The organism is Psychromarinibacter sp. S121 (genome assembly GCF_049801035.1).
Classification (GTDB): domain Bacteria; phylum Pseudomonadota; class Alphaproteobacteria; order Rhodobacterales; family Rhodobacteraceae; genus Psychromarinibacter.
Genome location: NZ_JBNAGE010000001.1, coordinates 147088 through 168993, shown reverse-complemented (window position 1 = coordinate 168993; position 21906 = coordinate 147088). Strand labels below are relative to the sequence as shown.

At 66.2% G+C, this 21906-nt stretch carries 24 protein-coding genes; 17 read left to right on the top strand and 7 right to left on the bottom strand.

Annotation, left to right across the window (positions count from 1 at the left end):
• Positions 1-10 precede the first annotated feature (10 nt).
• The 5 genes from ACP156_RS00835 (at position 11) to ACP156_RS00815 (ending at position 5768) form a co-directional block, all read left to right on the top strand.
• The gene (locus ACP156_RS00835; protein ID WP_425049388.1) at positions 11-223 is read left to right on the top strand and encodes a hypothetical protein; all 213 of its coding nucleotides are present in this window, start codon (positions 11-13) and stop codon (positions 221-223) included.
• Positions 224-240: 17 nt separating this feature from the next.
• Positions 241-1395 carry an acyl-CoA dehydrogenase family protein gene (locus ACP156_RS00830; RefSeq protein ID WP_425049387.1) on the top strand — a complete coding sequence of 385 codons (1155 nt, stop codon included), beginning with the start codon at positions 241-243 and terminating at the stop codon, positions 1393-1395.
• A gap of 286 nt (positions 1396-1681) precedes the next feature.
• Complete coding sequence (locus ACP156_RS00825; RefSeq protein ID WP_425049386.1) at positions 1682-2317, top strand: glutathione S-transferase family protein; 636 nt, start codon at positions 1682-1684, stop codon at positions 2315-2317.
• 19 nt (positions 2318-2336) lie between these two features.
• Positions 2337-3548 (top strand): acetyl-CoA C-acetyltransferase, encoded by a 1212-nt coding sequence (locus ACP156_RS00820; RefSeq protein ID WP_425049385.1) that lies wholly within the window; start codon positions 2337-2339, stop codon positions 3546-3548.
• Between the two features lie 12 nt (positions 3549-3560).
• The gene (locus ACP156_RS00815) at positions 3561-5768 is read left to right on the top strand and encodes a 3-hydroxyacyl-CoA dehydrogenase NAD-binding domain-containing protein (protein WP_425049384.1); all 2208 of its coding nucleotides are present in this window, start codon (positions 3561-3563) and stop codon (positions 5766-5768) included.
• A gap of 107 nt (positions 5769-5875) precedes the next feature.
• Here the strand turns inward: ACP156_RS00815 and ACP156_RS00810 are convergent, their stop codons facing one another.
• Entirely contained in the window at positions 5876-6589 is a 714-nt protein-coding gene (locus ACP156_RS00810; protein WP_425049383.1) for a Hint domain-containing protein, read from the bottom strand.
• 170 nt (positions 6590-6759) lie between these two features.
• Positions 6760-7407, bottom strand: a complete 648-nt coding sequence (locus ACP156_RS00805) for a sulfotransferase family 2 domain-containing protein (RefSeq protein WP_425049382.1) — start codon at positions 7405-7407, stop codon at positions 6760-6762.
• 118 nt (positions 7408-7525) lie between these two features.
• Between ACP156_RS00805 and ACP156_RS00800 the strand changes: the two genes are divergently transcribed.
• A complete protein-coding gene (locus ACP156_RS00800; RefSeq protein ID WP_425049381.1) occupies positions 7526-9154 on the top strand; it encodes an AMP-binding protein in 1629 nt (542 codons plus the stop codon).
• Between the two features lie 6 nt (positions 9155-9160).
• Here ACP156_RS00800 and ACP156_RS00795 read toward each other — a convergent pair whose 3' ends face one another.
• The 3 genes from ACP156_RS00795 to ACP156_RS00785 form a co-directional block, all read right to left on the bottom strand.
• Complete coding sequence (locus ACP156_RS00795) at positions 9161-10048, bottom strand: LysR family transcriptional regulator (RefSeq protein WP_425049380.1); 888 nt, start codon at positions 10046-10048, stop codon at positions 9161-9163.
• A 102-nt stretch (positions 10049-10150) separates the two neighbouring features.
• Positions 10151-10906, bottom strand: coding sequence for a hypothetical protein (locus ACP156_RS00790; RefSeq protein ID WP_425049379.1), 756 nt, complete (start codon positions 10904-10906; stop codon positions 10151-10153).
• A gap of 14 nt (positions 10907-10920) precedes the next feature.
• A complete protein-coding gene (locus tag ACP156_RS00785) occupies positions 10921-11634 on the bottom strand; it encodes a class I SAM-dependent methyltransferase (protein ID WP_425049378.1) in 714 nt (237 codons plus the stop codon).
• A gap of 141 nt (positions 11635-11775) precedes the next feature.
• Between ACP156_RS00785 and ACP156_RS00780 the strand changes: the two genes are divergently transcribed.
• The 9 genes from ACP156_RS00780 (at position 11776) to rimM (ending at position 18681) form a co-directional block, all read left to right on the top strand.
• Positions 11776-13581, top strand: coding sequence for an SLC13 family permease (locus tag ACP156_RS00780; RefSeq protein WP_425049377.1), 1806 nt, complete (start codon positions 11776-11778; stop codon positions 13579-13581).
• 208 nt (positions 13582-13789) lie between these two features.
• Positions 13790-15307: a signal recognition particle protein gene (ffh, locus tag ACP156_RS00775; RefSeq protein ID WP_425049376.1), complete on the top strand. Its 1518-nt coding sequence runs from the start codon at positions 13790-13792 to the stop codon at positions 15305-15307.
• The gene (locus ACP156_RS00770) at positions 15304-15840 is read left to right on the top strand and encodes a GNAT family N-acetyltransferase (RefSeq protein WP_425049375.1); all 537 of its coding nucleotides are present in this window, start codon (positions 15304-15306) and stop codon (positions 15838-15840) included. The genes ffh and ACP156_RS00770 overlap by 4 nt, the downstream gene beginning before the upstream one ends.
• Entirely contained in the window at positions 15837-16406 is a 570-nt protein-coding gene (locus ACP156_RS00765; RefSeq protein WP_425049374.1) for a GNAT family N-acetyltransferase, read from the top strand. Before ACP156_RS00770 ends, ACP156_RS00765 begins: the two co-directional genes overlap by 4 nt.
• Positions 16403-16987, top strand: a complete 585-nt coding sequence (locus tag ACP156_RS00760) for a GNAT family N-acetyltransferase (RefSeq protein WP_425049373.1) — start codon at positions 16403-16405, stop codon at positions 16985-16987. Before ACP156_RS00765 ends, ACP156_RS00760 begins: the two co-directional genes overlap by 4 nt.
• On the top strand, positions 16984-17280 hold the full coding sequence (locus ACP156_RS00755) for a chorismate mutase (RefSeq protein ID WP_425049372.1): 297 nt from the start codon (positions 16984-16986) through the stop codon (positions 17278-17280). The genes ACP156_RS00760 and ACP156_RS00755 overlap by 4 nt, the downstream gene beginning before the upstream one ends.
• Positions 17281-17326: 46 nt before the next feature.
• Positions 17327-17734 (top strand): 30S ribosomal protein S16, encoded by a 408-nt coding sequence (gene rpsP / locus ACP156_RS00750; RefSeq protein ID WP_425049371.1) that lies wholly within the window; start codon positions 17327-17329, stop codon positions 17732-17734.
• Positions 17735-17749: 15 nt separating this feature from the next.
• Complete coding sequence (locus tag ACP156_RS00745; RefSeq protein ID WP_425049370.1) at positions 17750-18169, top strand: EVE domain-containing protein; 420 nt, start codon at positions 17750-17752, stop codon at positions 18167-18169.
• The gene (gene rimM, locus ACP156_RS00740; RefSeq protein ID WP_425049369.1) at positions 18166-18681 is read left to right on the top strand and encodes a ribosome maturation factor RimM; all 516 of its coding nucleotides are present in this window, start codon (positions 18166-18168) and stop codon (positions 18679-18681) included. Before ACP156_RS00745 ends, rimM begins: the two co-directional genes overlap by 4 nt.
• A 6-nt stretch (positions 18682-18687) precedes the next feature.
• Here the strand turns inward: rimM and ACP156_RS00735 are convergent, their stop codons facing one another.
• Both ACP156_RS00735 and ACP156_RS00730 read right to left on the bottom strand, forming a co-directional pair.
• Positions 18688-20121, bottom strand: a complete 1434-nt coding sequence (locus tag ACP156_RS00735; protein ID WP_425049368.1) for a UbiA family prenyltransferase — start codon at positions 20119-20121, stop codon at positions 18688-18690.
• Positions 20114-20938 carry a lytic transglycosylase domain-containing protein gene (locus tag ACP156_RS00730; protein ID WP_425049367.1) on the bottom strand — a complete coding sequence of 275 codons (825 nt, stop codon included), beginning with the start codon at positions 20936-20938 and terminating at the stop codon, positions 20114-20116. The genes ACP156_RS00735 and ACP156_RS00730 overlap by 8 nt, the downstream gene beginning before the upstream one ends.
• 349 nt (positions 20939-21287) lie before the next feature.
• Here ACP156_RS00730 and ACP156_RS00725 point away from each other — a divergent pair, with 349 nt between their 5' ends.
• Both ACP156_RS00725 and ACP156_RS00720 read left to right on the top strand, forming a co-directional pair.
• On the top strand, positions 21288-21482 hold the full coding sequence (locus ACP156_RS00725; protein ID WP_275632351.1) for a Flp family type IVb pilin: 195 nt from the start codon (positions 21288-21290) through the stop codon (positions 21480-21482).
• A gap of 186 nt (positions 21483-21668) precedes the next feature.
• Positions 21669-21893, top strand: coding sequence for a Flp family type IVb pilin (locus ACP156_RS00720; protein WP_425049366.1), 225 nt, complete (start codon positions 21669-21671; stop codon positions 21891-21893).
• Positions 21894-21906 lie beyond the last annotated feature (13 nt).

Here is a 21906-nt window from a genome sequence, read left to right as displayed (position 1 = left end):
AGGAGGGGAGATGCCAAAGCGGTTCCGACTGACACGCCACTTCACCGTCGGCATGACCGAGGACGGCTATCGCCGCCTTCGCAAGTTCTCGCAGGAGGCGGGACTGACCGAGGGCGAGGCGCTGTCTTTCCTGTTCGAACATTTCGACAGCGTGACGAACGAGGACAACCTCGTCGCGCGGCTGCGGCTGTTCAACTCGGAGCTCGAAGCGCGCAAACGGTAAGGGAGGAAAGACTGGGCATGCCGGGCAGCTGGAGGACGGACGAGCACGAGATGCTCGCCGAGATGACGCGCAAGTTCATCACCGAAGAATGGAAACCCCACTTCGCGCGCTGGCGCGAACAGGGAGAGATGGACCGTTCGACCTGGGCGCAGGCGGGCGAACTGGGTCTGCTGTGCCCCTCGATCCCCGAGGAATACGGCGGCGCCGGCGGCGATTTCGGCCACGAGGCGGTGATCCTGATGGAACAGACCCGCGCCAACCTCGCCAGCTGGGGCCACGGCATCCACTCGGGCATCGTCGCGCATTACATCCTCGCCTACGGCACCGAAGAGCAGAAACAACGCTGGCTGCCGAAGATGGTGTCGGGCGAACTGGTCGGCGCGCTGGCGATGACCGAACCGGCGGCGGGCTCTGACGTGCAGGCGATCAAGACGAAGGCGGTGCGCGAGGGCAATGCCTATCGCGTCTCGGGCCAGAAGGTGTTCATCACCAACGGCCAGCACGCCAACCTTATCGTCGTCGCCGCCAAGACCGACCCCAAGGCGGGCGCCAAGGGCACCTCGCTGGTGGTGGTCGAGACCGACGGCGCCGAGGGCTTCTCCCGCGGCCGCAACCTCGACAAGATCGGCTGCCACGCCTCGGATACGTCCGAGCTGTTCTTCGACCATGTCGAGGTCCCGCCCGAGAACCTGCTGGGCCAGGCCGAGGGCCAGGGCTTTTACCAGATGATGCAGCAGCTTCCGCAGGAACGCCTGATCATCGCCTGCACCGCGATGGGCGCGATCGACGGAGGGCTGGACCGCACGATGGCCTACTGCCGCGAGCGGCAGGCCTTCGGCGGCCCGCTGATGCAGTTCCAGAACACCCGGTTCAAGCTGGCCGAATGCCAGACCAGGGCCGCCGTCAGCCGCGCTTTCCTTGACGAATGCATCGCGGAACACCTCGAGGGGAAACTGTCGGTCGAAAAGGCGGCGATGGCGAAGCTGTGGCTGTCCGAGGCGCAGGGCGAGATCCTCGACGAATGCGTCCAGCTTCACGGCGGCTATGGCTTCATGACCGAATACGAGGTCGGCGAGATGTGGACCGACGCGCGGATACAGCGGATCTACGGTGGCACCAACGAGATCATGAAGGAACTGATCGCCCGCGGCTTCGCAGGTGCCAAACCATGACCGCCGCGCGCGCCGAGACTGCGGGACGCCTCCGGCGGAGGTATTTGGAAAGAGAAGAAGCAGGGGACGCCGCCTGTCCACCCCGCCGGTCCGCGCACAGCAGTCGCGGATACCGGCGAGGCTTCTCCTCTTGCGGTCATCGGCTCCTCAGCCTGTACCGCGCCGCCGAGCCTGCGCGAACATCATTAACGGCTCGTGAACGGGCCCCTTCTTCTCTTGAGAAATACCTCGCGGGGGTGTGGGGGTGCGAAACCCCCACTCCGCGGCCGATTACAGGGACCATACCATGACGATCAAACTCTATTGCTTCGGCGAATCCGGGCATTCCTACAAGGCGGCGCTGGCGTTGCAGGTGCAGGGGCTCGACTGGGAACCGGTCTTCGTCGACTTCTTCAACGGTGAGACCCGGTCCGACGCCTACCGCGCCGAGGTGAACGAGATGGGCGAGGCGCCGGTGCTGGTCGACGGCGATGTGCGGCTGACGCAGTCGGGCGTGATCCAGCAGTATCTCAGCGACAAGACCGGCAGACTGGCCGGTGACGGCGCCGAGAAATACGAGGTGCTGCGCTGGGTGCTGTGGGACAACCACAAGCTTTCCAGCTTCGCGGGCATCACCCGGTTTCTGATGAACTTCCTGCCGGAAGACAAGCGCCCCGCCGACACCATCGCTTTTCTGCAGGGCCGGCTGAGCGGCGCCTATGGCATCCTCGACAAGCACCTCGAGGGCCGCGACTGGCTGGTGGGAGACGCCGTGACCAACGCCGACCTGACCTGTTGCGGTTACCTTTTCTATCCCGAGCCCTTCGGCTTCGACCGCGCGGCCTATCCCGCGATCGACCGCTGGCTTTCGAACATCCAGTCGCTCGACGGCTGGAAACACCCCTACGACCTGATGCCCGGCAACCCCTCTGACCGGGCCTGACGAAGGAAGGACGCTTCCCATGACTGAAGCCTATATTTACGACGCCGTGCGGTCTCCGCGCGGCAAGGGCCGCAAGGACGGCGCGCTGCACGAGGTGACCGCCGTCAAGCTGTCGGCGGACATCCTGAACGCGGTGAACGACCGCAACGGCCTGGACGGCCGCGGCGTCGAGGACGTGATCTGGGGCAACGTCACCCAGGTTGCCGAACAGGGCGGCTGCCTTGCGCGCACCGCCGTGCTGGCCTCGGACCTGGACGAGGCGGTGCCCGGCCTTGCCATCAACCGCTTCTGCGCCAGCGGGCTGGAGGCGGTGAACCTTGCCGCCAACCAGGTGCGCGGCGGCGCGGGCCAGGCCTATATCGCCGGCGGGGTCGAGATGATGGGCCGCGTGCCGATGGGGTCGGACGGCGCCGCCGTCGCCGTCGATCCCTCGGTCGCGATGGCGCATTACTTCGTGCCGCAGGGCATCTCGGCGGACATCATCGCAACCGAATACGGTTTCAGCCGCGACGATGCCGACGCCTTCGCCGTCCGCAGCCAGGCCCGCGCGGCCGAGGCGTGGGAGGACGGCCGGTTCGACAAGTCCATCGTCGAGATCCGGGATATCAACGGCCTGCCGATCCTGTCGAAGGACGAGTACATGCGTCCGGGCACCGACATGCAGGCGCTTGGCGCGCTGAAAGCCTCGTTCAAGGACATGGGCGAAGTGATGCCCGGCTTCGACCAGCTTGCGCTGATGAAGTACCCGCACCTTGAACGGATCAACCACATCCACCACGCCGGCAACTCCTCGGGCATCGTGGACGGCGCCGCCGCGCTGCTGATCGGCTCGAAAGAGTTCGGCGAGGCGCACGGCCTGAAGCCCCGCGCGCGCATCCGCGCCAGCGCCAAGATCGGCACCGATCCAACGATCATGCTGACCGGCCCGGTTCCGGTGACCGAGAAGATCCTCGCCGAGACCGGCATGTCCATCGGCGATATCGACCTGTTCGAGGTGAACGAGGCGTTCTCGGCCGTCGTGCTGCGCTTCATGCAGGCCTTCGACGTCGACGCCGACCGGGTGAACGTGAACGGCGGCGCCATCGCCATGGGCCACCCGCTGGGCGCAACCGGGGCGATGATCCTCGGCACCCTGCTGGACGAGCTGGAGCGCACCGGCAAGGGCACCGGCCTTGCCACGCTGTGCGTCGCGTCCGGAATGGGCGCGGCCACCATCATCGAGCGCGTGTGAGGAGCAAGCGACATGACCGAATTTCACTATGAAACCGGCGCCGACGGTGTCGCCGTCATCACCTGGGACCTGCCCGGCAAGTCGATGAACGTGCTGACCTTCGAGGGTCTGCGCGAACTCGACGCCCATATCGACACCGCGCTGGCGGACGAGACCGTGAAGGGCGTCGTGATCACCTCGGGCAAGCCCGGCAGTTTCGCGGGCGGCATGGACCTGAACGTGCTGGCCGACCTGAAGAACGCCGCCGGGGACAACCCGGCGAAGGGCATCTTCGACGGCATCATGCAGATGCACGGCGTGCTGCGGAAGATCGAGCGCGGCGGCATGGACCCGAAAACGCTGAAGGGCGCCAAGCCCATCGCCTGCGCCCTGCCCGGCACGACCATGGGTATCGGCTTCGAGATCGCGCTGGCCTGCCACCGCATCTTCGCCGCCGACAATCCGAAGGCCCGGATCGGCCTGCCCGAGATCATGGTCGGCCTGTTCCCCGGCGCGGGCGGCACGACGCGGATGGTGCGGAAGATGGGCGCGATGGGCGCTTCTCCGTATCTGCTGGAAGGCAAAACGGTCGAGCCGAAGAAAGCCAAGTCCGCCGGGTTGGTCGACGAGGTGGTCGAGCCGGGCGAGTTGCTTGAAAAGGCAAAGGAATGGGTGCTGTCGGCGGGCGATGCCGACTGCGTCAAGCCGTGGGACCAGAAGGGCTATAAGATGCCCGGCGGCGCGCCCTATCATCCGGCGGGCTTCATGACCTTCGTCGGCGCCTCCGCGATGGTGAACGGCAAGACCAAGGGCGTCTACCCCGCCGCCAAGGCCTTGCTGTCGGCGGTCTACGAGGGCGCGCTGGTGCCCTTCGACACCGCGCTGAAAATCGAAGCCCGGTGGTTCACCAACGTGATGATGAACCCGTCCTCGGGCGCGATGATCCGGTCGCTGTTCCTGAACAAGGGCGCGCTGGAGAAGGGCGCAAACCGCCCCGACGCGCCGGACCAGACCGTGAAGAAGGTCGGCGTGCTGGGCGCGGGCATGATGGGCGCGGGGATCACGCTGGTCTCGGCGCAGGCCGGGATCGAGGTGGTGCTGCTGGATCAAAGCCAGGAGGCCGCCGACAAGGGCAAGGCCTATACCGCGAGTTACATGGACAAGGGCATCCAGCGGAAGAAGGCGACGCCCGAGAAGAAGGAAAAGGCGCTGTCGCTGATCACCGCGACCACCGACTATGCCGCGCTGGCGGGCTGCGACCTGATCATCGAGGCCGTGTTCGAGGATCCGAAGGTGAAGGCCGAGGTGACCCGGAAGGTCGAAGCCGTCATCGGCGAGGACTGCATCTTCGCCACCAACACGTCGACCATCCCGATCACCATGCTGTCCGAGGCCTCGAAGCGGCCCGAGCAGTTCATCGGCATCCACTTCTTCTCGCCCGTCGAGAAAATGATGCTGGTCGAGATCATCAAGGGCAAGGCGACCGGCGACCGGGCCGTGGCCAAGGCGCTGGACTACGTCCGGCAGATCCGCAAGACGCCCATCGTGGTGAACGACGCCCGGTTCTTCTACGCCAACCGCTGCATCATCCCCTACATCAACGAGGGCATCCGCATGGTCGCCGAGGGGATCACTCCGCCGCTGATCGAGAATGCCGCGAAGCTGGTGGGGATGCCGCTGGGGCCGCTTCAGCTGGTGGACGAGACCTCGATCGATCTTGGCGTGAAGATCGCCAAGGCGACCAAGGCCGCGATGGGCGATGCCTATCCCGATGGCGCGGTGGACGAGGTGCTGTTCTGGATGGCCGATCAGGGCCGTCTGGGCCGCAAGTCGAACGCGGGTTTCTACGCCTACGACGACAAGGGCAAGCGCACCGGCCTGTGGGACGGGTTGCAGGCACAGTACCCGCTGGCCGACACCCAGCCCGAGGTGGGCGAGGTACAGCACCGCCTGCTGTTCGCGCAGGTTCTGGAAGCGGTGCGCGCGCTGGAGGACGGTGTGCTGACCGATATCCGCGAGGGCGACGTGGGCGCGATCCTTGGCTGGGGCTTCGCGCCGTGGTCAGGCGGTCCGTTCTCATGGCTGGACATGATCGGCGCGGCGAAGGCGGTCGAGATCTGCGACGGTCTGACCGAACGCCACGGCCCCCGGTTCACCACGCCGGACCTGCTGCGCGAGATGGCCGAGAAGGGCGAGACCTTCTACGGCCGGTTCGGACCGCCGGCGCAGGCCGCAGCCTGACGGGCCGCTGTCTTGAGAGAATCGAAAAGGGCGGCCCCCAGGGCCGCCCTTTCCAGTTTCGCTTGGTGTTGTGAGTGTGAGGGAAATCCGAAGCGAAATCTGAATTGTCAGGCGAACAGGGCCGAGAAGGTCTGGCCGCCGTGGGGGTCACGCAGAACGCCGTCTTCGATGGCGTCCACCGTTTCGAGACACTCGACGAGGTAAAGCGCCTCGTCCGCGTCCAGCTTGCGATAGGTACCGGGCAGAAGCCCGCCGGACAGAAGGTCCTCGACCGCGATCTCGCGGACCGAGCCGCAGAAGACCAGCGCGCCGTCGTTCACGAACACGACCTCGTCCTGATCGAAGCACAGGCCGATGGTCTCGACCGGGCCTTCGGGCTGCAGGCGGGCGATGCCGCGATAGCCGTCCAGTACGAAAGCGTCGATCAGCGCGAAGGGGTCGCCGTACAGCACTTCGGCGGCATCGGATTCGATCATCACGGGCTGCGTCGGCTGAAGCATAAGCGGCTGGCTGTTGCCCAGCGCGTCCTTCGGCACGAACAGCGGCCATTCCGATTGGGGCACGTTCTGGCCGGTGGAGCTGCGGGTCTTGGTGACGCGACGCAGCGGCTGAAGGCCGCGGTCGAACGTCAGGACAAGATCGCCCTCGGTCAGCGTTTCGACCGGGCACCAGCCCTTGGCCGTCGCAACCTTGGTACCGGCAAGCATGCCCGGAACAACCGTGGGCATAGCCTTGATCCGGTCGGCGCCCAGCCCTTCACCCGTCTCCTGCCGAAGCGTGCGGGTTTTTGTTGCGGACGCAGCCTTGCCGAGGCCGAACATGTTTGTCTCTCCGTGTCGTTCGTGTGGCGTGTGCCATTGCTTGATCAACAGTACGTTTGATTCGGACGACGGGAGTTCGGCGCGAAAACGGTAAGAATGTGTCACAGTTTCGACGTGGTTTTTAGTCAACCCTGCCTAACGGTGATACTTTCCTGCGAGGAAACGGTTTTCTACCCGAAGGTATAGTTAAAGCGCTTCAGATCGTGGCGACAAAGGGACCCGACCGTTTCTGTCAATTTATCATCATAGTATTGACGGTAGTCCTTAGCGCGCCTTGAAGCGTTGAAATGTGGCACCTCAAGGGCGAAACCCAGATGCGCCTCTACGGGGGCCAGATCCTCGGCCAGATGCTCCAGCCGGACGAAGGCGTCACAGTGCTCGCGGCCTGTCGCATCGGTCACGTAGCTTGCGGTGGTTGAAGCCCCGATCGACAGCTGCGTGGCGGGGTGCTGTAGGAAGGCCCCGAAGGACAGCCGCTTTGCCAGACGGACGGCGGAGTGGTCGAACTCCTGATCCCGCAGCCAGTGATAATAGCTGACCATCCGGTCCCACGGGTTCCGCACGAGCGTGAAGACGAACATGCCGTCCAGCTCCTCGGGCGAAATCAGGCCGTCGATATCCGCCAGCGTCGCGTGCTTCCACAACTTGCCGCGCGTCTGCACCCCCTTCAGCCGACCGCGCCGCTGCTTCGCCTTGGGCGTGTCGCCGATCAGGATGTCGTCCTTCATCGCCCGCGACTCCAGCGCCAGCGACAGCGCGGTGCCGCCGGTCTTGGGAATATGGACGAAAACATAGCGGCGGCCGTGGGAAATGATCATGGACGGACGCTAGCAAACCCGTGACCGGCGCGGAACGCCAAAGCCGCAGGTCCGGCATTCCCTCTTTCCCGGAAGGGCACTAACGTTTCCATCGATCAGGGACAGGGAGGTGATCGGAATGGGCTGGCTGGCAGACGAGACCGGGTTGGGCAAGTGCCCCGCGAACCACGTGGCGCTGACGCCGCTGTCGCATCTGAACCGCGCCGCCCGCCTGTTCCCCGAACGCGAGGCGCTGGTCTACGGCCAGACCCGTCACATCTATGCCGAGTACCACGCGCGCGTGTCCCGTCTGGCCTCGGCTCTGGCGGGCGCGGGCGTACTGCCGGGCGAGGTCGTGGCCACGCTGCTGCCGAACATCCCGGCGCAGGCCGAGGCGCATTTCGGGGTGCCGGCGGCCGGTGCGATCCTGAACACCATCAACATCCGTCTCGACGTGCACACGGTGGCCTACATCTTCGACCACGGGCAGGCGAAGCTGGTGCTGGTCGACACCCAGTTCCTGCCGCTGGCAGAAGCCGCCGTCGACGCGATGGAGGGCCACCCGCCTCAGATCGTCGAGGTCGCCGACCCCGGCGCGGGTTTCCCGGCCACCGGGCGCTATCCCGAGTACGAGGATTTCATCGCGGGTGGCGCGCCGGACTACGCATGGATCATGCCCGAGGACGAATGGGAGAGCATCGCGCTCAACTACACCTCCGGCACCACCGGCCACCCGAAGGGCGTCGTTTACCACCACCGCGGCGCGTACCTGTCGACCATGGGACAGGTCGTGTCGTGGCGCATGGTGCTGCACCCGGTCTACCTGACCATCGTGCCGCTGTTTCACTGCAACGGCTGGTGCCACACGTGGATGATGCCGCTGCTGGGCGGCACCGTGGTCTGCTGCCGCCATGTGGACGCCAAGTCGATTTACGACGCCATCGCGGACGAGGGCGTGACCCATTTCGGCGGCGCGCCCATCGTGCTGAACACCCTGATCCATGCCGACGACGCCGACCGCCGCACCTTCGACCACGTGGTCGAGGTCTTCACCGCCGGCGCTCCTCCTCCTGCCGCAACGCTGGCCGCGATCGAGCCCTTGGGGTTCAACGTCACGCAGGTCTACGGCCTGACCGAGGTCTACGGCCCCGGCACCGAATGCCTGTGGAAGGACGCGTGGGACGAGCTGCCCTCGAAAGAGCGCTACGCGATCAAGGCGCGCACCGGCGTGGTGATGCCGATGCTAGAGGACTGCACGGTGCTGGACCCCGAAAGCCGCGCGCAGGTCACGATGGACAGCACGGCGCAGGGCGAGATCATGTTTCGCGGCAACGCGGTGATGAAAGGGTATTACAAGAACCCCGAGGCGACCGCCGAGGCCTTTCGCGGCGGCTGGTTCCACTCGGGCGACATCGCGATCCAGCACCCGGACGGCTATATGAAGATCGTCGACCGCTCGAAGGACGTGATCATCTCGGGCGGCGAGAACGTGTCGTCTGTCGAGGTGGAGGACGTGCTGATGCACCACCCTGCCGTGCTGCTGTGCGCCGTGGTCGCGAAGCCCGACGAGAAATGGGGCGAGGTGCCCTGCGCCTTCGTCGAATTGAAGCCAGGACACGAAGTGACCGAAGCGGACCTGATCGCCTTCGCGCGATCGGAACTCGCCGGGTTCAAGACACCGAAAGCGGTGGTGTTTCAGGAATTGCCCAAGACCTCGACCGGCAAGATCCAGAAGTTCGAGCTGCGCAATCTGGTCCGGGGCGGCTGAGACGCCCTAGCAGGTCGGCCAGGTCTTCGCCTCTTCCTTCAGGAAGCTGGTGAAGGCCTGTACCTTCATGGTGCGGTGCAGGTCGACGTGGGTGACCAGCCAAAGCGGAGCGGCCCATTCCTCGCGCGCGGGCCAGACCTCGACAAGCTCGGGATCGCCCCTGCCCTCGCACAGCGGCATATAGCCGATGCCCGCCCCGGCCCGGATCGCGGATTTCGTGACCGACTGATCGGTGGACCGGAACACGATCCGGTCCAGAGGCACGGTGTTCCGCAGCCAGATATCGAAGGGCGCGCGCGGGACATCGACATCGCTGCTGACGAAATCGAACTTGTCGGCCTCGGTCTCGTCCTTCGGCAGACCGTGCGCGTCGGCATAGCTTTTCGCCGCGAAGAAAGTCCCCATCTCGCGACCCAGCGACTGCACCACGTTGTCGGGTTCTTCCGGCGCGGCGCCCGCGCGGATCGCGACATGCGCCTCGCCGTATTCCAGCCGGAAGAGGCGTTCGCCCGTCAGCAGCCGCACGATGAGGCCCGGATGCGCGGCGCGGAACTTCACCAGCACCGGCATGATCGCCGGAACGACCCCGGCCAGCGTGGTGATCAGCAACTCGCCGGTGACTTCCTCGCCCCGCCCACGGATGCGGCTGGCAAGTTGCCCGAACTGGTCGTTGGTCGCCTGCGCCACCTGCAAAAGGTCGCGCCCCGCCTCGGTCGGCGTGTAGCCCCGCGCGTGACGCTGGAACAGCTTTACGCCAAGCCGTTCCTCTAGCGCGTCGATGTGGCGGATCACCGTGGCGTGGTGGACGCCCAGCACGCTTGCCGCGCCGCTGACGGTTCCCAGCCGCGCCACCTGATACGCGGTGCGGACTTCATCCCAGTTTCCTACGGCCATGTGTTCTGTGCGCCCATAAACATCTTATGTTCGAATAATAGATGCATGTTCGCGGAAGCAAGGGCAACTTGCAGGGTCATGGGATTGTCATGACACCACGGCCTACCAGCCCCAGTCAGGCGGGCGCCCTCCTGCTGCCGTCCATTCCTCTTCCAGCGCAAGCCGTTCCAGCCGCACCACCTCGGCCAGCGACCGGACCCGCGCCGCGCCGGGCGCGCGCAGGTGATCCAGCAGCCGATGGCTGTGAAGGATCGTCGGCAGCACATCCAGCGGCTCCCACGCGCCAAGCTTGGTCACGCGGCGCAGGTTGAATTCCGGCGGCAGCACCCAGAAGCGCAGATCGCCCTCCCACAGCATGTCCTTCAGGATCACCTGATCGCGGTCCAGCGACGGCTCGGCGTGGAACCGCGCCGCCCACTCGCGCAGGAACGACAGCATCGGGTCGGACCGGCGGTATAGCAAGACGCCTGAGTTCAACTGCGGCACCGCGTAGGGCGTCCGGTGGCGCAACCCCTGCTGCACCAGAGCCGAGGCGCGGCGGACGTCATGAGCCAGCGCCAGATCGAACCGGTCGAGCACGTCGAACAGGTCGCCCAGCGGCCTTAGCACCAGCGTGTCGGCATCAAGAAACAGGGTCCGTTCGAACCGGGTCAGCGGCAGGCAGTCCAGCTTGCTGCGCGCATGGGGGTGGTCGATCCGGTGTACCCTGTCGAACATGCCCAGCCCGTCGGCCTGTGGCCGGTCGGTGAACAGGTCCACGGGCAGGCCGGGGTTGGTCTGGCGAAGGCTCTCTGCCGAGGCCCGTGCGAGGTCGAGGTAATCCTCGCCCGTCGCCACGTAGATCACGCCATCCCGCATTCCCGCCTCCCGCGTCAGCCGGCCGCTACCGGCAACCGCCACTCCATCATGAAGTGATACGGCACGTGGTTATACGAAACACGGGCCCGGTCCGGACCACCCGTAGCGGCAGGTTCCTCGAAACAGGTCAGACCAAGACCAAGATCGAGCAGGCACGTCATGTAAGCCGACAGCGGACGGTGCCAGTTGCGGATGCGGATGCCGCGCCATTCGTCCCAGCGGTCGTGCTCTTCGAGATAACGCGCCATCACCAGCCGCCGTTCGCCGCCGTCCAGCTTTTCGAAAGCGTCCGCCGCCGTGTTGTAGGGCTGGAGATTGGCGACCAGGATGCGACCGCCCGGTGTCAGAACCCGCGCGGCCTCGGCAAGGGCAGCGTGGATATCCTCGATGTCGATGAGCGTCAGATAGAACACGACCATGTCGAAGCTGGCGTCCGCGAACGGCAGCTGCTCTGCCCGCCCCGGGCGGTAGTCGCCCGCCGGATCGCGCCTTTGCGCCTCGGCCAGCAGGCCCGCCGCCGGTTCCACGCCGACACAGGCGATATCCTCGGACGCCAGCCAGCGGCAGAACCGCCCCTCGCCGCATCCGACATCCAGCACGCGCCCCGGCGCCGCCAGACGCACCCGCGCCTGCATCGGCGCGTCCAGCACGTAGCGGCGCGAGAAGTCGCCAGCATCGCCCTGATCCGCGATCCACGCCTCTGCCGAGGCGTCCCAGCCGTTGTCCATGCGCCCTCCTCCGCCGATGCCGCAAACGGGACGGAACCGCCGTGGTCCATCGTGCGTTTCCCCCTTCGCACCGGCTCGGCCACCGTGGTAGACGGGCACGTTGCGGACGGCAATGAACGGAACAGGCGGAGCGCCCGATAAATGTTCGACCTGATCGCCGGCCACGAGGCCGTGATCGCACTGGGACTGCTGGTCCTGCTGTTCGCAGCCTTCGTGGCAGAACTGTACCCCCCCGAAGTGACCGCCACCGCCGGAGCCGCCGTGTTCATCGTCATGGGCTTCGTCCCCGCGCGCGAGGTGTCGGCGGCCTTCTCGAACGGCGCGCCGCTGACGATCGCGGCGATGTTCGTGATCTCGGGCGCACTGGTGCGGACGGGTCTGCTGGACGCGCTGGCGCAGATGATCGTCTCGCGCGCGGAACAGCGGCCAATCCAGACGCTGGCGCTGTTCTTCGGCTCGACGATGGTGGCGTCGGCCTTCGTCAACAACACGCCGGTCGTGCTGATCCTGATCCCTGTGGTCATCAAGCTGGCGCAGGCGCGGCACAGCCCGTCGACCAAGTACCTGATCCCCCTCAGCTATGCCGCGATCCTTGGCGGCACCTGCACCCTGATCGGCACCTCGACCAACCTTCTGGTCAACGGCGTCGCGCAGGATGCGGGGATGGACGGGTTCGGCATTTTCGAGATCGCACCGGTCGGGCTGGTGACGGCGGCGGCGGGCATGGGGTTCATGCTGTTCGCGGGCCGCTTCCTGCTTCCGGCCCGGGACGACGCGGGCGTGATCGACGACAAGATGGACGGCTCGCCCTTCCTGACAGAGGTGACGGTGGCGGACGAGTCACCCTACGAGGGCGTACAGTTGTCCGAGGTGGCGCCCCTGAACCGGCCCGGCATCCGCATCACCGGTCTGCGACGCGGCGGACGCATCCGGCGCGGCGACCTGTCCGAAGAGGTGCTGCAGGTCGGCGACGCGCTGATCGTCGTCAGTCACATGGCCGAGGTCCTGACCCTGCACGAGACGAAGGGCCTGCGCGTTGGCCTGCGCCGCAACCCGCCGAACCAGGCGCGGCGGGCGGACGATGCCAAGCTGGTGCGTGTCGAGGCCATCGTGACCCCCGCCCGCGCGGCGGTGGGTGCGCGGCTGTCGGAACTGGGCCTTGGGTCGCGGTATGGCATCCGCCTGCTGAGCGTCCACCGTCCGCACCATGTGGCCGGCGCGGACCTGAACTCGGTCCGCCTGCGCGCCGCCGACAGGCTGTTGATGGAAGGGCCGCCCGAAAGCTTCGACCAGCTGGCCCAGAAAGGCGATGTGGTCGCGATCACCCGCACCTCGGGCCGCGCCTACCGCCGCCGCCAGGCTCCGCTGGCCCTGCTGGCGCTGATCCTCGTGGTCGCACTGTCGGCGATCGGCATGGCCGATATCCTGATCGCCGCGCTGCTGGCGGTGGCGGCGATGCTGGTGCTGCGCTGTATCGACAACGACGAGGCGTGGGATTCCATCGACGCAGGCATCCTGGTGCTGATCTTCGCCATGCTGATTGTCGGCAAGGGGCTGGAACTGACCGGCGCTGTCGAGCTGGTCGTGGGCGCCATCGCGCCACTGTTGCAGAACTTGCCGCCGTGGCTGGTGCTGGCGGTGGTTTACGCCACCGCGTCGGTGCTGACCGAGACGGTGACCAACAACGCGGTCGCGGTGGTGCTGACCCCTGTCGTGATCGCGTTGTCCGCGCAGCTTGGCTATGATCCGCGCTCGATGGTGATGGCGGTGATGATGGGGGCCAGCGCGTCGTTCGCCACTCCGATCGGCTACCAGACCAACACGCTGGTCTACGGCGCGGGCAACTACCGCTTCGCCGATTTTCTGAAGGTCGGCGTGCCGATGAACATCGTGGCGGGCATCGCTGCGGTGATTGCGATTTCGATCTTCTTCCCCTTGTCGCAATAGGCCTGTCTCACCTGACTATGGCCTTGACTCCGGTCCCTGCCCTGCCCTAAGGACCGGTCGACTTTCCGGAAGTGCCAAAGCTTCCGGTCTTTGCGTATTGCAAAGATCGCCCCCTGCCAGCGAGTTTCGCCCGCAGGGGCGCTTGGCGCATTCCGGTTCGCTCCTTACGTGGGGAGCAACCGAAACAAGACGCAAAGGCCCGTGGCCCATGTTCGAGACCCTGTCAGACCGCCTTTCCGGCGTCTTCGACCGCCTCACCAAGCAAGGGGCGCTGTCGGAGGATGACGTCAAGACCGCCCTGCGCGAGGTGCGCGTCGCGCTGCTTGAGGCCGACGTCTCGCTTCCCGTGGCCCGCGACTTCGTCAAGGCGGTGCAGGACAAGGCGACCGGGCAGGCTGTCACCAAGTCGGTGACGCCGGGCCAGCAGGTCGTCAAGATCGTCCATGACGCGCTGATCGACGTGCTGGCGGGCGACAATGCGAACCCGGGCGAACTGAAGATCGACAACCCGCCCGCGCCGATCCTGATGGTCGGCCTGCAGGGCTCGGGCAAGACGACCACGACCGCCAAACTGGCCCGCCGCCTGACCCAGACCAACGGCAAGCGCGTGCTGATGGCGTCGCTCGACACCAACCGTCCGGCGGCAATGGAACAGCTGGCGATCCTTGGCCGGCAGATCGGCGTCGACACCCTGCCCATCGTCAAGGGCGAGACCGCGCAGCAGATCGCCAAGCGCGCCAAGACGCAGGCCAGCCTTGGCGGTTATGACGTCTACATGCTGGACACCGCCGGCCGTCTGCACATCGACGAGGAATTGATCCAGCAGGCCGCCGAGGTCCGCGACATCACCAACCCGCGCGAGACGATCCTTGTCGTCGACGGCCTAACCGGTCAGGACGCGGTGAACGTGGCCGAAGCTTTCGACCGCGACATCGGCATCACCGGCGTCGCCCTGACCCGGATGGACGGCGACGGACGCGGCGGCGCGGCGCTGTCGATGCGCGCCGTCACCGGCAAGCCGATCAAGTTCGTCGGCCTTGGCGAGAAGATGGACGCGCTTGAGGAATTCCACCCCGAGCGGATCGCCGGCCGCATCCTTGGCATGGGCGACATCGTCTCGCTGGTGGAAAAGGCTCAGCAGACCATCGAGGCCGAGCAGGCCGAGCGCATGATGAAGCGCTTCCAGAAGGGTCAGTTCAACATGAACGACCTGAAGATGCAGCTTGAGCAGATGATGAAGATGGGCGGCATGGAAGGCATCATGTCGATGATGCCGGGCATGAAGAAGATGAAGGGCCAGATGGACGAGGCCGGGATGGACGACACCGTCCTGCGCCGCCAGATCGCCCTGATCAACTCGATGACCAAGAAGGAGCGCGCCAACCCGCAGATCCTTCAGGCCAGCCGCAAGAAGCGCATCGCCGCCGGTGCCGGCATGGAAGTGTCCGAACTGAACCGCCTGCTGAAGATGCAGCGGCAGATGTCGGACATGATGAAGAAGATGGGCAAGATGAAGGGCGGGATGCTGAAACAGGCCATGAAGGGCATGTTCGGCAAGTCCGGCATGCCGTCCGAGGCCGAGATGGAAGCCGCCGCCAAGCAGATGGGCACCGGTGGTGGCCTGCCCGGTGGCATGGCCGGCGGTCTGCCCAAGGGCTTCCCGGGCATGCCCGGCGCCGGTTCCGCTCTGCCCCCCGGCCTGTCGGGCTTCGGCAAGAAGAAATGACCGGCACCACGCTGCATATCCCCACGCTCGAAACCGAGCGCCTGACCCTCCGCGCCCCGCGCTGGGAGGATTTCGAGGCATATGCAGCGTTCCGTGGCGATGCCGAGCGCACCGCCTTCCTTGGCGGCCCGTTCTCGCGCAATACCGCGTTCAGCCAGTTGTCCGAGATCGTCGGTCACTGGCAGATGCGCGGCTTCGGCCGGTTCCTTGTCGCCGACCGCCACACGGACGAACCGCTGGGCATCGTCGGCCCCTACTATCCCGAGGGCTGGCCCGAGCCGGAACTCGCGTGGTCGGTGTTTGCCAGTGCCGAGGGCCGCGGCGTCGCCTACGAGGCGGTCGCCGCCGTGCGCCGCTGGGCCTACGAGACGCTGGGCTGGACCACGGCGATCAGCCTGATCGCGCCGTCGAACGTCCGCTCGGCGAAGCTGGCGGACCGCCTTGGCGCGAAGAACACCGGCAAACCCTTTGGCGACCCCGATAGCGGCAAGGCCGTCGAGATCTGGCGTCATCCAAGCGAGTTGCCGGCATGACCGTTCAGCTGACCGGAACCCCCGTGCTTGAGACCGAGCGCCTGACGCTGCGCGCCGTGCAGGCGTCGGACCGCGACGTGTTCGTGTCCTTCCTGATGTCCGGGCGCGGGCATTTCGTCGGCGGCGGCGCGGATTTCCCGCGTGGCAAGGCGTGGCGCGCCTTTGCGTCGCTGATCGGTCACTGGGCGATCCACGGCTTCGGCATCTTCGCCATCGTCGAGCGCGACACCGGCAAGACCGTCGGCGGCGTCGGCCCGTGGTATCCGGACGGCTGGCCCGAGCGCGAAATCAGCTGGTCGATCTGGGCCCCGGAAGCCGAGGGCAAGGGCTATGCCGCCGAGGCGGCGCGCGCCGTGATCGGCCACGCCTTCGACGTGCTCGGCTGGGACACCTGCGTCAGCTACATCGACGCCGACAACGCCCGGTCCATCGCGCTGGCGCAGCGCATGGGCGCGGCGGTCGACGCGACGGCCGCGCAACCCGACGGGTATACCGACCTTCTTGTTTATCGCCACGCCCGCCCCGACGGCACCGACGCCTCGGGCGGAATGGAGGCCTACGCATGATCCATCCGCACGAATTCTCCCCGATGGGCCCCGCCGCCGGTCTGGCCGACCGGATGCAGTCGATGGTCCCGGTTCTGGGCACCGACCGCCTGCTGCTGCGCGCGCCTCGGATCGACGACTTCGACCTGTTCGCCGAGATCGCCTGCTCGGAACGCGCCGCCGGAATGGGCGGCCCGATGTCGCGCGAAGCCGCGTGGTCCGAGTTCATGCAGATGACCGGCACATGGTACCTGCGCGGCACCGGGTGCTGGACGGTCTGCAACGGCGGCCGCGCCATCGGTTTCGCGCAGATCGGCTTCGAGCCGGGCGACATGGAACCCGAGCTGGGCTTCATGTTCGACGCCGCCTCGGAAGGCCATGGCTTCGCCTATGAAGCCGCCCGTGCCGTGATGACCCACGCCCGCGAGACGCTGGGGATGACCACGCTGGTCAGCTACGTCGCCCGCGACAATGCCCGCTCGATCTCGCTGGCGCTGCGTCTCGGCGGCGCGCGCGATGCGGCGGCAGAGGACCTGCTGCCCGAGCCCGACCGCAACGACACCAACGTCTATCGTTACGACCTGACCGGAGCCACCGCATGACCACAGACGCCGCCCGCGCCGCAGAGATCCTGGCCGACCACCGCGCCAGCATCGACCGTCTGGACGCGATCCTCGTCTACACGCTGGCCGAACGGTTCAAGCATACGCAGGAAGTGGGAGTCCTGAAGGCCACCCACGACCTGCCCCCCAGCGACCCAGCCCGCGAGGAAATCCAGATCGCGCGGCTGGAATCGCTGTCCAAGGCAGCGGGTCTCGACCCCGATTTCGCGAAGGCCTTTCTGGCCTTCGTGATCGAGGAAGTGATCCGTCATCACAAGAAACACCAATCCTGACGGCGCACACTCGCGCCAAACGACCGCCATTCAAAGGAGAACAACAATGGCAATGAAGATCCGACTGGCCCGCGGCGGCTCCAAGAAGCGCCCCCACTACTCGATCGTGGCCACCGACTCGCGCATGCCGCGCGACGGCCGCTTCATCGAGAAGCTGGGCACCTACAACCCGCTGCTGGCGAAAGACTCGGAAGACCGCGTCAAGATGAACATGGAGCGCGTGCAGTACTGGCTGGACCAGGGCGCGCAGCCGACCGACCGCATCCAGCGCATGCTGGAAGCTGCCGGCGTTCTGACCAAGAAAGAGCGCAGCAACCCGAACAAGGCGAAGCCGGGCAAGAAAGCCGAAGAGCGCGCTGAAGAGAAAGCCGCCAAGGCTGCTGCCGCGGCCGAAGCCGCTGCCGCTCCGGCGGAAGAGCCGGCCGAAGAGCCCGCAGAGGAAGGCGCGGAGTAATCCGCGCCACCTGACTTGGCGGTCCGTTCCTTCATCGGCGTGGTCCACGCCCGGCAGGCCGGCTATGCCCGCGAAGCGGGTATCGTCGCGTTCAGCCACGGGCGTGAAGCGCCGGTGAAGGATCTTTCGCCGGGTGACCGGGTCGTGCTGTACGCGCCCCGGACAGACTTCGACGGTGACCCCGTGCAGGCCTTCGTGGCCCATGCCGTGGTCACCGGCGACGCCCCCTACATCCGCGAGTTTCCGATGGGCGAAGGCTGGTGCCGCGACGCGTCCTATGACGACGTGACGCCCGCTCCGGTGCGCCCGATGCTCGAGGACCTGAGCTTCGTCAAAGACCCGCGTTACTGGGGCATGGCCTTCCGGCGCGGGAAGTTCGAGATTTCCGAAGCGGACTACCGCACGATCGCCACCGCGCTGGAGGTGCAGCCATGACCGACTCCCGCATCTGCGTCGGCGCCCTGTCGGGCTCTTTCGGCGTCCGTGGCGAAGTGCGGCTGAAAAGCTTCTGCGCCGAGCCCGAGGCCATCGCCGACTATGGCCCGTTGTGGACCGAGGCGGGAGACCGCAGCTTTACCCTGCACATCACGCAGGCGATCAAGACGGGCTTCGCCGCCCGCGTCTCTGGCATCGAGACCAAGGAACAGGCGGACACGCTGAAGGGCGTGCGGCTGTACGCCGACCGCGATGCCCTGCCCGTCCTGCCGGACGATGAATACTATCACGCGGACCTGATCGGGCTGGAGGTCCGCGACACCGGCGGCGCGTTGCTGGGACATGTGAAAGCGGTGCTGAACCACGGCGCGACCGACCTTTTGGAGGTCACGGGCCCCGGCATCGCGGAACCCGTGCTGCTGCCGTTTACGATGCAGGCGGTCCCCACGGTCGACCTGACCACGGGCCGTATCGTGGCCGACCCGCCCGAGGGGCTGTTTCCCGAGGTCTGAGGCCGATCAGCCGAACCAGACCTGCCACAGCCCTGCGGCGTAGAACATGACCGCCAGCATGATGAAGATCAGCCCCAGCCCGTGCTTGTCGCGTACCGCGAAGACGATGGGGTCGTAATCCTGCTTGCCCTGATAGCCTAGCCGCACCATGCGCCACAGCCACAGGAACAACGGCACCATCGCGACCCACAACAGCCACCGCGTCGGGTAAAGTTCGTGCGCCTGCTCGGTGAAGCTGTACAGGAAGAAGGTCAGCAGCGACCCGAAGGTGCCCAGCCACGCGACGTTCAAAAGATCGCCCCGATCCGGGCGGCCATAGCCCCGCCCCGGCAGGCGCTCGTCGTTGGTGGCCAGCGTCACCTCGGTCAGCCGTTTCACGCAGCCCAGCGTCACGAAGGTCGGGAAGATGAACACCAAGAGGTAGCCGGACACGTAGACGTCCACCGCAAGCGCGCCGGCCACGACGCGCAGGGTGTAAAGCCCCGCCAGCGTGGCGATATCCACCCAACGCAGCCGCTTGAGCTTCAACGAATAGCTGAGCGACAGCAGCATATAAAGCACCACGACGCCAAGAAAGCCCGGACTGATCGCCAACCCGATGCCCACCGCCAGCACGGTCAGCACCGCCCACGTCGCCATGCCAACGCTGATCGGCACCCGCCCGCTGGCGAAGGGACGCTTGTGCTTGGTCGCGTGCAGACGGTCGGCCTCGAGGTCGAGTAGATCGTTCACGATATAGATCGAGGACGCCGCGAAGGAGAAGGCGACCATCCCCATCAGCACCGTGAACAGCGTCGACCAGTCGAAATAGTGCGACGCGATCATCGGCACCATCAGCAGGATGTTCTTCACCCACTGGTGCGGACGAAGCGCCTTCAGCAGACCGCGCGCGGTCCAGCCGTCCTCGATCACGGTGACGGGCTTGCCCTTGGCTTCCAGCTCGGCGGCGATCTCGGGGTGGTCGCCGACGATCACCGCGCCATGCGCGCGGTCCCAGATCGCCTTGTCGACCGTTTCGTTCCCGGCATAGTCGAAGCCGCCCTCACCGTAGGCCTCGACCAGCGCATCGGCCTTGGCCGCGCCTTTCAGATTGTGGCCCGGCTCTGATGCGAAGACGCGGGGCGAAAGGCCGAATTCGCGGGCAACGGCCTGCACCAGCGCGCTGTCGGACGCCGAGGCCAGCACCACCTCGCGCCCTTCGGCCTGCGCCTGCAGGGCAAGCTGGCGGACATCCTCGTTCACCGGCAGCAGGTCGGTGCGCAGCGTGGCGATCTCGGCCATCCGCCGCTTCAGCACCGAGCGGTCGTTGAAATGCGCCGCGGCGGTGCGGATCGTCTGGATGGGGTCGCGGCCCAGCCCGCCCCAGAAGCATTCATACAGCATATCCGTGCGCAGGAACGTGCCATCCACGTCCAGCACCAGCGGCCTTCCTTCACTCATCCGCAGCCATCCTGTCCACGATCCGCAACGCGCAGGGGTCGCTGACGAACATCGGCGGCGACTGGCACAGCCCCCGCGCCACCGTCCATGCAGCAAGCACCTTGGGCACATAGGCCCGCGTCTCGTCATAGGGCGGGACGCCGCCGTGTTTCCACACGGCCCCCTCGCCCGCGTTGTATCCGGCCAGCACCAACAGCGGGTCCTCGCCGAACTCGCCCATCAGCCAGTCAAGATAGGCCACACCGCCCTTGATGTTGTCGGCCGGGTCGGTGATGTCGGTGGTGCCGAAGCGCTCAGCGGTGGCGGGCATCAGCTGCATCAGCCCCGTCGCCCCCTTGCCGCTGATGGCATCCACCCGTCCCGAGCTTTCGATCCCGATCACCGCCAGCACCAGCGCGGGCGAGACCTTGGTGCCGATGGTGGCGGCAAGGATCTCGCGCCCGTAGAGATCGGCGATCTTCTGCATCGAAGCCAGCCGCGGCGTCGGCACGCCGGGGCCGTTCACCAGCTCGTTCAACGCCGTCTCCAGCCGACCGGGGCCGGCGGCCTCGAGTTCCGGCCGCACTTTCTCCCAGTACCACGCGAACGCGCCGGTGACCGGCGGTGCGGCGACCTCGGACTCTGGCTCGGGCTCTGGTGCGGCGGGAAGATCCGGCTGCGGCTCGATCTGAACCGTGATGCGGGGGCCCGCGCCCGACGGCGGCTTGACGCGCTTGAAGGTGAATTCCCGGAAGGCAGGCGGCTCTTGCGCGGATGCACCGGCAGACGACAGCGCCGCGGCGCCGGCAATCGCCAGTATCGAAATGATTTTCATCATAGGGGTGCGCCTTGCCCCGTAACTGCCCTGCTTCTGCATTGCAAAAGCCATGAAGCAAGGCCAGTTCTTCACCTCGGACAGGGGGCATTGAACGGCCGATGTGTCAAAATTGACATTCTGCCCCCCGATATCGCCAAGGAAACAGGCGTTCTGAGCGGGAAACTGCTGGTTTGAACTTCCCTTAAAATACCATGAGGCCGGGCCGAAAATGTACGATGCCAGACACAGTGTCGCCCAAATCCAAACGTGTAATGACAGCATGCCAAGACGGGCAACGGGTTAAGAACTTTCCCGACGCTTGTGGCGGTAATCGAGACAAGCGTCTTTGCTTTTGGAGAGAGAGAAAACCATGAAACTGTTCAACCTGATCAATCGCTTCCGCGCCGACGAAGATGGCGCCGTGACCGTCGACTGGGTCGTGCTGACCGCTGCCATCGTCGGCCTCGGCATCGCCGTTCTGACCACCGTTGGTGGCGCCACCGACGACTACGGCCAGACCATCGGCTCGCACCTGTCGTCGCAGGGCATCAAGACGACCTACTAATCGTCTGAGCGAACCTTCAAAGGCCGCGTCTCACCGGGGGCGCGGCTTTTCTCTTGCCTGACGCCATTGTTGCCACGGGGACACAAGTGCCCGGCGGCCCGCGTGCATTGTTCCCGACCTGCCCCAATCCCGCCGCATTTGCCGCGCCATGCTGTCCGGCAGCCGCCCAACCAAGGGGCGGGATAAATGATCGAGCAGTATTCGGAGCAAGACATCATGAAGATCCTGAGCCTGATCCGCCGGTTCGACCGGGAAGAGGCCGGCGCCGTGACCGTCGACTGGGTCGTGCTGACCGCCGCCATCGTGGGCCTCGGCATCGCCGTGCTGACGACCGTCGGCGGCGCCACCGACGACTATGGCGAGACCATCGGCTCGCACCTGTCGTCGCAGGGCATCAAGACCTCCTACTGACCCGGGACACCGG